Source organism: Pseudomonas sp. DrBHI1 (genome assembly GCF_002205115.1).
Lineage (GTDB): Bacteria > Pseudomonadota > Gammaproteobacteria > Pseudomonadales > Pseudomonadaceae > Aquipseudomonas > Aquipseudomonas mosselii.
The window spans coordinates 122520-133643 of sequence record NZ_NIBE01000061.1; the positions used below are offsets into that span (position 1 = coordinate 122520).

At 63.1% G+C, this 11124-nt stretch carries 10 protein-coding genes; 6 read left to right on the top strand and 4 right to left on the bottom strand.

Translation table 11 applies throughout. The annotated features are described in order from the left end of the window. Positions 1 to 177: 177 nt before the first annotated feature. The 6 genes from CC207_RS14130 to CC207_RS14155 are packed head-to-tail and all read left to right on the top strand — an operon-like array spanning position 178 to position 5596. Positions 178 to 1029 (top strand): STAS domain-containing protein, encoded by an 852-nt coding sequence (locus CC207_RS14130; RefSeq protein ID WP_062361232.1) that lies wholly within the window; start codon positions 178 to 180, stop codon positions 1027 to 1029. A gap of 4 nt (positions 1030 to 1033) precedes the next feature. Continuing rightward, complete coding sequence (locus tag CC207_RS14135) at positions 1034 to 1396, top strand: STAS domain-containing protein (protein ID WP_028692979.1); 363 nt, start codon at positions 1034 to 1036, stop codon at positions 1394 to 1396. Beyond that, entirely contained in the window at positions 1393 to 1797 is a 405-nt protein-coding gene (locus CC207_RS14140; protein ID WP_028692980.1) for an anti-sigma regulatory factor, read from the top strand. The genes CC207_RS14135 and CC207_RS14140 overlap by 4 nt, the downstream gene beginning before the upstream one ends. Beyond that, positions 1794 to 2804 (top strand): ATP-binding protein, encoded by a 1011-nt coding sequence (locus tag CC207_RS14145; protein ID WP_088852274.1) that lies wholly within the window; start codon positions 1794 to 1796, stop codon positions 2802 to 2804. The genes CC207_RS14140 and CC207_RS14145 overlap by 4 nt, the downstream gene beginning before the upstream one ends. Continuing rightward, entirely contained in the window at positions 2797 to 3660 is an 864-nt protein-coding gene (locus tag CC207_RS14150) for a sensor histidine kinase KdpD (RefSeq protein WP_069016688.1), read from the top strand. Before CC207_RS14145 ends, CC207_RS14150 begins: the two co-directional genes overlap by 8 nt. Next, a complete protein-coding gene (locus tag CC207_RS14155) occupies positions 3650 to 5596 on the top strand; it encodes a response regulator (protein ID WP_088852275.1) in 1947 nt (648 codons plus the stop codon). Before CC207_RS14150 ends, CC207_RS14155 begins: the two co-directional genes overlap by 11 nt. Positions 5597 to 5680: 84 nt before the next feature. On the opposite strand, the gene CC207_RS14160 is transcribed toward CC207_RS14155, so the two are convergent. The 4 genes from CC207_RS14160 to CC207_RS14170 form a co-directional block, all read right to left on the bottom strand. Then, positions 5681 to 6967, bottom strand: a complete 1287-nt coding sequence (locus CC207_RS14160; RefSeq protein ID WP_088852276.1) for an FAD-binding oxidoreductase — start codon at positions 6965 to 6967, stop codon at positions 5681 to 5683. A gap of 53 nt (positions 6968 to 7020) precedes the next feature. Beyond that, positions 7021 to 8574 carry an amino acid permease gene (locus tag CC207_RS14165; protein WP_088852277.1) on the bottom strand — a complete coding sequence of 518 codons (1554 nt, stop codon included), beginning with the start codon at positions 8572 to 8574 and terminating at the stop codon, positions 7021 to 7023. Continuing rightward, positions 8571 to 8843: a hypothetical protein gene (locus tag CC207_RS26775; RefSeq protein WP_139121060.1), complete on the bottom strand. Its 273-nt coding sequence runs from the start codon at positions 8841 to 8843 to the stop codon at positions 8571 to 8573. Before CC207_RS26775 ends, CC207_RS14165 begins: the two co-directional genes overlap by 4 nt. Before the next feature lie 215 nt (positions 8844 to 9058). Next, positions 9059 to 10828, bottom strand: coding sequence for a phosphoethanolamine transferase CptA (locus CC207_RS14170; RefSeq protein ID WP_088852278.1), 1770 nt, complete (start codon positions 10826 to 10828; stop codon positions 9059 to 9061). Between the last annotated feature and the right edge of the window lie 296 nt (positions 10829 to 11124).

Sequence of the window (11124 nt, forward strand, 5' to 3'; positions counted from 1 at the left end):
TTGCCGCGGAACCCGTTCCTCACTCACTTTCCCTCTGCCCCAAGCCAGGAGCCATGGCGCGGTGGCTCATTGCAATTATCTTTTCAAACTCTACAACTATTTGCAGCGCTAAATGTCATTCTTTGCAGGTCGGCTGTTCATGGGGATGCCGGCCTAACCGCATAGGAGCGAACACACATGGCAGCACTGCACGGCAGCACATTGGAAGCCATCAAGCACAACCAGGCGCAGTTGTTGGAGCAATGGACGGCAGCGCTTGAGGCCAATGGCGCTACCCGCAATATCAAGGAACAGACCCTGTTGCAGGAAACCCGCGATTTCCTGCAACTGCTGGTCGATGTCTTGCAGACAGGCAGTGGCAATGACATCGCCATCAGCGACTGGGATGAAACCCGCCGGTTCCTGGAAAAACTCTCGGCCAGCCGCGCCCAACTGGGGCACGACTCGCACCAGGCGGTGTATTTCATCTTCGCCCTCAAGGGGCCGCTGTTCAGCCTGCTGCAAACGCATTTCAGCGACGACCCGGCTCGCTTGGCCGAGCAATTGTGGTTGATCTCCGAGCTGGTCGACACTTTAGGGATGCACACCATCCGCACCTATCAAAAGACCCGCGAAGCGGTTATCAAGCGCCAGCAGGAAGAGCTGCTGGAGTTGTCCACTCCGGTGGTCAAGCTGTGGGATGGCGTGCTGGCCCTGCCGCTGATCGGCACGCTCGATTCGCAGCGTAGCCAGACGGTGATGGAGTCGTTGTTGCAACGTATCGTCGACACCGGCTCGGAAATCGCCATCATCGACATCACCGGTGTGCCGACTGTCGATACCCTGGTCGCCCAGCATCTGCTCAAGACCGTCACCGCCATCCGGCTGATGGGCGCCGACTGCATCATCAGCGGGGTGCGCCCGCAGATCGCGCAGACCATCGTGCACCTGGGGTTGGACCTGGGCACCCTGACTACCAAGGCTAACCTCGCTGATGCGCTGAAGCTCGCGCTCAAGCGCCTGGGTGTGAACCTGGGCGAGCAGGCCTGAGCCCATGGACCGTATCCCGATTCTGCGGATGGGCGAGTTTCTGCTCGTGACCATCCAGGTCGACATGCATGACAAGCTGGCCATGTGCTTGCAAGACGACCTTACCGACCGCATCAGCGCCACCTCCGCCAGAGGCGTGTTGCTCGACATCTCGGCGCTGGACATGGTCGACTCGTTCATTGGCCGGATGATCGCTGACATCGCCAGCCTGTCGCGGCTGATGGATGCCCAGGTGATGGTGGTGGGCATGCAGCCGGCCGTGGCCATTACCCTGGTGGAACTGGGCTTGACCCTGCCTGGGGTGAGCACGGCACTGGATGTGGAGCGAGGCATGCAGCGGCTCAGCCAGCACGTGAGGCACCCATGAGCGGCGAGCACAGTGGCAGCCTGCCGGTACGCATCGAGCAGGACGTGGTACTGGCCCGGCAGTTGGCGCGCAAACTGGCCAGCGATTGCGGCATGCGCCTCGTGGACCTGACCAAGCTGGTCACCGCTGTCAGCGAGCTGGCGCGCAACACCGTGATCTATGGCGGCGGGGGCGACATGGATTGGCAGGTGCTCGAGGAAGCGGGCCGCACCGGAGTGCGCTTGTTGTTCCGTGACGAAGGGCCGGGTATCGCCGACCTGAAGCTGGCCCTGACCGATGGCTGGACCTCCGGCAATGGCCTGGGCCTGGGCCTGACCGGCGCTCGCCGTCTGGTGGACGAGTTCGAGCTCGACAGCGTGCCAGGCGAGGGCACGCGGGTGACGATCACGCGATGGATATGAATATTTTTGCCAGCAGGACGCAGGTCTTGCCCTTGGAAGAGGGCACCCAGATCGGCCACGCCCGGCGCACCGCACAGCGCCTGGCCGAGCAACAAGGCTTCGACAGCGAGGACGCCGGCCGTGTGGCGTTGCTGGCTACCGAGCTGGCCAGCAACGTACTCAAGCACGCCGGAGCGGGTGCATTGCACTTGCGCAGCGTGCCCGGTGCCAACGGCCTGGGCATCGAGTTGCTGGCAGTGGACCGGGCCCAAGGGTTCGATGCCCAGACATGCCTCGTCGATGGCTACTCCACCGGTGGTACACAGGGCATCGGCCTGGGCGCGGTGGCACGTATGGCCAAGGTGTTCGACATGCACACCGACGCCCGCGGCTCGGTAATCATGGCCCGCGTGTACCAACGCGCTGCCGAGAGTCGTGACCTGCGCATCGGCGTCAGCCATCACGCGCTGCATGACGACCCGGCTTGCGGCGACACCTGGCACGTCGCGCTCACCCACGGGCGTCTCAGCGCCTTGCTGGTCGACGGCCTGGGGCATGGCCCGGATGCCGAGGAGGCGGCCCAGAGCGCGGCAGCGGCATTCGCCGAGGATGCCTTTCTCGACCCACTTTTGCTGATCGAGCGGCTGCACTTGGCGATGTGCAGCACCCGGGGCGGCGCGGTTGCCATCGCACAGCACGATCAGCACAGCGGCCATATGGCCTTCTCTGGCATCGGCAACATCGGCGCTAGTCTGGTGGCGCCGACCCGCATGCGCGGCATGCCCTCGCTTCCAGGTATCGTCGGCGGGCAATACCGCAAAGCCCAGGTCTTCGACTACGCTGACGTGACGGGCAACCTGCTGATCCTCTACAGCGACGGCCTGCAGTCGCGCTGGAATCTACAAGACTACCCTGGGTTGGTGCATCGCCACCCGGCGGTGATTGCTGCCGTGCTGCATCGGGATTTCTGCCGGGGGCGGGACGATGTGACGGTGCTGGTGATCGACCTGGAGCCAGACCATGGCTGAGCCTACCATGCGAGACGCCGAGCAGTTCGCGCGGCTGCAGGCCGAAAACGAGGCCCTGCGCGCCGAGCTCGAAGAAACCAATCAAGGCGTGCTGGCCTTGTATGCCGAGCTGGACATCCAGGCTGAGCACTTGCGCCAGGCGTCCGACCTTAAAAGTCGCTTTCTGTCGTACATGAGTCATGAGTTCCGCACCCCGCTGGGCTCGATACTGAGCATCACCAGCCTGCTGGCCGACGAGCTGGACGGGCCGCTGTCGGAAGAGCAGCACCGCCAGGTTGCATTTGTCAGTAATGCGACCCGTGAGTTGTCGGACATGGTCGACGACCTCCTCGACCTCGCCAAGATCGAGGCCGGGCGCATCACCATCTCGCCGGCCTGGTTCGATATGTTCGACCTGTTCGCGGCGCTGCGCGGGATGTTTCGGCCGATCGTCGACGCCACGGCGGTCGACCTGATTTTCGAAGAGCCGGTGGGCCTGCCGCGCCTTTATACCGACGACAAGAAGCTTGCGCAGATCCTGCGCAACTTCATCTCCAATGCCTTGAAGTTCACTACCCGCGGTGAAGTGCGAGTGTCGGCGCAACTCGTCGATGCGCAGCACATCCGCTTCGCCGTCAGCGATACAGGCATTGGCATTGCCTCGGAGCTGCTGGGCACGTTGTTCGAGGATTTCGCACAGCTCGATTCACCCTTGCAGAAACGCCTGCGTGGCACCGGCCTGGGGCTGTCGTTATGCAAGCGTTTCGTCACGCTGCTGGGCGGGGAGGTAGGCGTGCACAGCGAGCCAGGGGTCGGTTCCACTTTCTTCGTGATCATTCCGCTGGCGTTGGCCCAGGAGAGTGTGGATGAAACCTGACCTGCGCCTGCTCATCGTCGATGACAACGTCGCCACCCGTTACGCCCTGCGCCGCCGCCTCGGCGCGCACGGCTACGAAGTGCTCGAAGCGGGCACCGGCGGGGAGGGGCTGGCGCTGATTCGTGACGAGCAAGTGGATGCGCTGATTCTCGACGTCAACCTCCCGGACATGAGCGGTTTCGACATTGTCCGGTTGCTGCGCGAGGACAGTCGCACGGCGCTGTTGCCGGTGATCCACGTGTCGGCGGCATCGATCCAGAGCGGCGATATCATTACTGGCCTGAACGCCGGTGCCGATGCTTATCTGATCCACCCGGTGGACCCGGACGTGCTGCTCGCCACCCTGCGCACCCTGCTGCGAGTGCGCGACACCGAGCGGGCCTTGCGCCAGAGCGAAGCGCGGTTCCAGGAAATCTTCCGGGGTGTGTCCGCCCCCATCGCCGTGCTCGATGGCGACTTGAAGGTGCACGAATGCAACCACGCCTTCGCCCACCTGGTGCAGGACAACCGCGACCCGCTGTGTCTGCACGAGTGCTTCGCCGAAGGCCAGGTCAAGGCGCTCGAGGAGTTGCGCCAGCACCTCGCGGCGGGGGAGCGCTGGAAAGGCACGCTGGGCATGCGCCTGCAGGGGCAACCGCGCGACACCGAGTGGCAACTGTCGCCGTACCAGGCGCCTGGCCTGTGTCTGGTGTTCGTCGAGGACATCACCGAACACCGTCACCGCGAGCGCTCGCACCTGGCACGCCTGGAAGATGCCAACAGCCAGTTGGCCAGGGAAGTGGCCGAGCGCGTGCGCACCGAGGCGCAACTGTTGCAGTTGCAGAAAATGGATGCCTTGGGCAGCCTCACCGGTGGCATCGCCCACGATTTCAACAACCTGCTGACCGGCATCATCACCAGCCTTGAGCTGATCCGCAAACGAGTGGCGGAAAACCGTGTGGAAAAGGTGCCGAAGTATGCCGAGGTGGCGCTGAGCTCGGCCAACAGCGCCGCCGTGCTCACCCAGCGGCTGCTGGCCTTTGCCCGCCAGCAACCGCTCGACACCCGTCCGGTGGACGTCAACCAGCACATACGCTCGCTGGAGGAACTGGTGACCCGCACGATCGGTGAGCGAGTCACCCTCACCCTGGAGCTGTCCACCCTGCCGGCCATCGCCCTGGTCGATCCGGTGCAACTGGAAAGCGCGGTGCTAAACCTGGTCATCAACGCCCGCGATGCGCTGCCCAAGGGCGGGCAAATCTGGGTCAACACTTCGGCGGCCTGGTGCCACGGCGACGCCAACCTCGCCGATGGCGCCTACGTGGCCGTGACCGTGCGCGACAACGGCAGTGGAATCGAGGCCGAGTTGCTCGACAAGGTCTTCGATCCGTTCTTTACCACCAAGCCTCTCGGCCAGGGCACTGGCCTGGGCTTGTCGACCATCTACGGTTTCGCCCGCCAGTCGGGTGGCCATGTGGAGCTGCGCAGTGTGGTTGGCAAGGGCACCGAGGTGACGCTGTTGCTGCCGGCCAGCGACGAGGCGGCGGTCAGCCTGGACCGCGAGGTCGAGAATGACCAGCAGGGCAATGGCGAGCACGTGTTGATCGTCGAGGACATGGCCTCGGTCCGACTGTCGGTGGCCGAGGCGCTGGGCGAGGCCGGGTACCGATGCACCTTGGCGTCGACCATCGATGAGGCGTTGCAATACCTGCAGCAGGAGGAGAGCATCGACCTGCTGTTGACCGATGTCGGACTACCGACCATGAGTGGGCGAGAGCTGGCTGACATCGCACGGTTGCATCGACCAGGGTTGCCGGTGCTGTTCATGACCGGGTACGCCGATGCGGCGCTGGACCGCCAGGCGTTCCTGGGGACAGGGATGGAAATGCTGGTGAAGCCATTCAAAATGTCGGAGTTGCTCGACAAGGTCAAGCACGCGGTAGTGCGCTTGGGCTGATGGGCGCCGTGACCTTCTCGCCGCTGTACGCGCTTGGGTTACCCCGATGCGCATGATCGGCATGCCATCAATGGAATACCGGCGTCAACGGTTCAGCCGCCGAGCATCGAAGGCATCGCGTGCCTGGTAGGCGGTGTAGGTGGCCTGAGCTGCCACCAGGCCGGCCAGGCCAAAGGTGCGTTCGAGGCCGAACCGGCTGAAACCACTCGGGATTGGCAGGCGACGGGCGATGGCGTCCGCCAGGACTTCGCCGGCGACCGTGGTCGGTGCCATGCCGTGGCCGCCGAAGCCGACGGCGTGCCAGATGCCGTTGGCGTCCTGGCCGATCTGCGCCATCTGGTGGCGTCCGTAGCTCATCAGGCCGCCCCAGGCGTATTCCAGCGCCACGTCCTCGAGTTGCGGATAGACGCTCACCAGGTCGGCCTTGAGCAGCTTGGCGATGGCCTGTGGCCCGCGATCGAGGATGGATATGCGTCCGCCCCAGAGGATTCGGGTGTCTTTCAGTGGGCGGTAGTAATCGAAGGCGAAGCGTGTGTCGTAGATGGCCGACTGGCAGTCGATGACGTCCGGCAAGCGCGCGCCCAATGGCGGGGTGGTTACCACGTAGGTGGCGATCGGCAGCACGGCGCGTTCGATCGGGGCGTAGATGCCACGGGCATAGCCTCCTGCGCTGAACACCACTTCCTCGGCATGGACTTCGCCCTGGCCGGTGCGCACGATGTAGCCGCCTGCCTTCTTCTCGATGCCGGTCACCGGCGACTGCTCGTAGATCGTCACCCCGGCCTGGGCGGTAGCCTGGGCGATGCCGCAGACGTACTTGAGCGGGTGGAAGTGGAATGCGTTGCGCTCCAGCAATCCGCCGTAATAGCGCTCGGTCCTGAGCTGTTCCTTCAGTTCGCCGGGGGCGATGTATTGCCAGTCGACGCCATAGGCCTGCTTCATCAGCTGGCGTGGTTTCTCAAGGCGCAACGGGTCGTTGAACCAGTTGGCGAGGATCACGCCCTGGTCGACCAGGTCGCAGTCGATGGTGTAGCGGCGGGTGCGTTCGCGGATCAGGTCGACGGCGTCGAGTGTCAGTCGATACAGCTTGCGTGCCTCGTTGGCGCCCAGCGCCGATAGCAGGTCGGCGTTGCCAAGGCTGTAGCCGCCGAAGACGAAGCCGCCGTTGCGTCCCGATGCACCATGGCCAATGCGTTGCGACTCGAGGATCGTCACATCGCTCACCCCGCGCTCGGCAAGCCCTATCGCGGTCGACAGGCCGGCCAGGCCGCCACCGAGTATGCACACGCGGGTATCGGTGCGCCCACTCTGGTCAGGGTAGAGGGTTCTGCTGGCGGTGGCTTCGTAGTAAGAGTCGAAGGTGCTGTTCATCAGGGTCCCGGAGCAGTGATGGGCGGACCGGGGCGGGTCCGCCAATGGAGTTTTCAGGCGGGCTGCTGACTGGCCGCGACCGCGTTGCCGGAAGGCTCTGCTTTGCTACGTTCGGCCTTGCGCATCTCGATGCTGGAGAAGTCCATTTCCCTGTAGCGCACCACCCTGGAGCCTGTGACCAGCTTGTGGCCGAACCAGACCACCACGAACAGCACCAGGCCGACATAGGTGGCGAAGGCACCGATCCAGTCGATCTGCCCGCCGATGAACGCCTGGTAGTTCTGCCCGAGCATCACCACCATGCACAGGCCGAAGGCGAACAGCGGGCCGAACGGGAAGTACTTCGAGACATACGGCAGTTTCGCCAGGTCGTGGCCATGGAACAGGTAGCCGCGGCGGAAACGGTAGTGGCTGATCGCGATGCCCAGCCAGGCGATGAAGCCGAGCATGCCGGAGGTGTTGAGCAGCCACAGGTAGAGCTTGCCAGGGCTGAACAGGAAGCTCAGCAGGCACAGGCCGGCGACTGCGGCGGTGGCCAGCAGCGCCCAGACCGGCGTGCCGCTGCGGGTTACCCGGGCGAAGATGGCCGGCGCCTTGCGCTCCAGCGCCAGGCTGTAGAGCATGCGTGAGGAGGCATACATGCCCGAGTTGCCGGCGGACAGCACCGAGGTCAGGATCACTGCGTTCATCACGGCGGCGGCGGCGAGCATGTCGGCCTTGGCGAAGATCAGGGTGAACGGGCTGATGGTGACGTCCGACAGGCCGTCCTTGAGCAGCCGTGGGTCGGTGTAGGGGATCAGCAGGCCGATCACGACGATGGTGAGCACGTAGAACAGCAGGATGCGCCAGAAGATCTGACGCACGGCCTTGGGAATATTGCGCCCCGGGTTTTCCGTTTCGCCGGCGGCGATGCCTACGAATTCGGTGCCCTGGAACGAGAAGCCGACGATCATCGCCACGCCGATCAGCGCCGGCAGGCCGCCGGCAACGGGCGCGTCGCCGATCTGCCAGAGGTGGGCGCCGCCGTCCTGGCCGCCTTCGAGGATGCCCAGCAGCATCAGCACGCCCACGGCGATGAAGATGATGATGGTGATGACCTTGATCAGGGCGAACCAGAACTCCGCCTCGCCGAAAAAGCGCACCGAGGCGACGTTGAGGGCGAACAGCAGCACCAGGAAGGCCGCGCTCCAGATCACCCCGGGGGTGTCCGGGAACCAGTAGAGCATGATGATCTGCACGGCCACCAGGTCCACGGCGATGGTCACGGCCCAGGAGTACCAGTAGTTCCAGCCCAGGGCGAAACCGAAGCTTTCTTCCACGTAGCGCGAGGCATAGGTGGAGAACGAGCCGCTGACCGGCATGCACGCGGCCATTTCACCGAGGCTGGTCATCAGGAAGTAGACCATCAGGCCGATTACCGCGAAGGCCAGCAGCGCGCCGCCGGGGCCTGACTGGGCGATGGTGGCACCGGAGGAGACGAACAGGCCGGTGCCGATGGAGCCGCCGATGGCGATCATGTTCAGGTGGCGGCTGGTGAGGGTGCGTTTGAGGTGTCCGGAAGGCGGGGTTGCGGCAGTCAAGTTTGCATTGTTGTTCGAATGGGTCATGGGCAACCTATTGGATCTGCATTCGGGTGAGTTGTTGTTTTTGTTGTGATCTGACCACTTCCAGTTGCAGGTGACGGGCGCGGGCTGGGCGCCGGTCGGCTGACGGCTTCTCCAATGCCGTGGCAGTTGCGATTGCTTTGATTGAAATCAGTATTGGCGTTGAAAGGCGTTCTCAACAAACGACAATTAGTTGCTACATCATTCCCTTTTGGAATGTTTAATTTCGTCGTTTTGATCCTATGCGAAAGGTGATGTTTGTCCGTATTCATCTGAGTTTCCCATGATTACTGAGGCACGAGTCCGTCATTCTGGAGCGCGATATTGTCATTTTGTAATTCTCAGGAAATGTACGAAACAATATGGCGGAAAATTATTCATCATCGATGCAACAAAAAACCGATACCTGGGGGACCAGATATCGGTTTTCGAAAGGTATCCCTTCAAGTGAAGGGGTGGGGATGAATGGTAGGCCGTGCCCGAGTCGTCAGCCTTCGTCAGGGCGAACCGTGTCGCTGCTGGCGGTCCGCTGCTCCTGTTTCGTTCGGGCGCCGGGCAGTTTGTCGAATTCATGCAGCCCGTTTTTCGCATACGGGTCGCCGATCCAGCGTGGGCTGGCGGTGAACGCTTCGTTGACCAGGCTCATGGCCGGCTCGTAGCGGTCGTAGCTCAGGCCCGCCAGGTCGGACAGGGTGTGGATCAAGTGTGCGCTGCTGTAAGGGCGGTTGGCCATCGACTGCAGGTCGCGCGGGTGCGCCGCCTGCCAGCTGGGTGAGGTCCAGAGCAGGAAGGGGATGGTGTACATCGGCCGGGTTGGGTCGGCTTCGTTGCGGCCAAGGCGATCATGATTGCCTGAGCTGTAGACATCCTCGCCATGGTCGGAGAGGTACAGCAGGAAGCCGTTCGGTGTGCTGGCCGAATAGCGCTTGATCAGGTCGGACACGACGAAGTCGTTGTAGCGTACGGCGTTGTCATAGAAGTTGTAGGTCTGTAGCTGGTCGGGGGACAGCGCCGCCGGCGCGCCGGTGTGGTCCTTGAAGTGGTCGAAGCCGGCCGGATAGCGGTAGCGGTAATCCATGTGCGTGCCGAGCAGGTGGACGATGATCAGCTTCTTGCCGGCCGGGTCCTGCAGGGCCTTTTCGAAAGGCGCCAGGACCACGCTGTCGTATTGGCTGGCGTTCTGGTTGCGCTGGTTGTTCAGGTAGACCGGCATGTCCGTCTGCTGGGAGAAGGTGGTGAGCATGGTGTTGCGCTTGGTCATCGTCTGCTGGTTGGTGATCCAGAAGGTCTTGTAGCCGGCCTGTTTCATCAAATTGATCAGCGACGGGTCGGTGAGGAAGCGATCAGGATGCTGTTCGTCGCCGAACGTCAGGATTTGCTGCATCACTTCGATGGTGTACGGGCGTGGCGAAACGACGTTGCGGAACACGGTGAGGCCCTTGTCGCTGGCGGCCAGGGTGTCGAGATTCGGTGTGGTGTCGCGGTTGTAGCCGTACAGGTGCATGTGCTCGCGAGTGGTGGACTCACCCAGTACCAGCACCAGGGTGCGTGGCGCGTCGCCGCTGGCATCCTTGAGGTTCTGCAGTGGCGGCAGGGCGGCGTTCTGCTCCAGCAGGGCCTGCATGTTGTCCAGTTGCTGGCGGTATTGCCGGTAGCCGACCACCAGTTGCCAAGGTACCGCGGCCGCCATGCGCTGTTCGACCTTTTCCCGGGCGTCGGCGAAGCTGCGTTGTTGGGAGACCATCTGCTTGTAGAACGGGTAACCCAGGGTTGCTGTCAGTAACACGGCGACCACCGGCAGGCGGCTGTAAAGCGGCAGGGTGACCGGGCGGATGCGCCGCCACAGCAGCACGGCGATCGCGCTGTAGAGCAGCAGCCCCAGGCATAGCCAGACGCTGAAGTATTGGCTGAAGTATTCCCCGGCCTCGGCGGTGTTGGACTCGAACATCACGAAGATGACGCTTTGCGAGAACTCCTGGCGGTAGATGCCGAAATAGCTCAGGCCGACCAGCGAGCTGGCCCACAATACCAGCCCGATCAGGGCGGCAAGGGGGCGGGTCAGGCGGGGTAGCAGCAGAACCGGTGCCAGCCACAGGCTGCTGAGGAACAGGGCGTCACGGAAGCCGGCGAAGCCGGTGGTGCCGCTGAACAACAGCAGGGCCTGGGTGATGCCGGAGAAGTACCAAAAGAACAGCAGGAGCCAGCCGAGGCCGGGCCAGTCGATGGATTTTCTAGCGGGGGGAGTTGTACGGGACACGTGTGCCTCAGAGCGCGGTTGCCTGCCGGATCGGTTGGCAGGCGACGCTAAAGGGGACCGTGTGAAAAGATCGTCAACAATTCATGAAAGTCCTGGAGAGACCGACGAGTGAGATACGAGTAACTTGCTCTTGTTGTTCGCTCTTGTTGTTCGCTCTTGTTGTTCGCTCTTGTTGTTGCTGTTTGCTGTTTGCTGTTTGCTTTTAAGCGCGCGGTAGATCAGGCAACACCAATTGCGACTTCAGGAGGCCGAGTGGAGTTCTTGCGTAGGGAGGTGACGGGCATGGATGCCCGTCA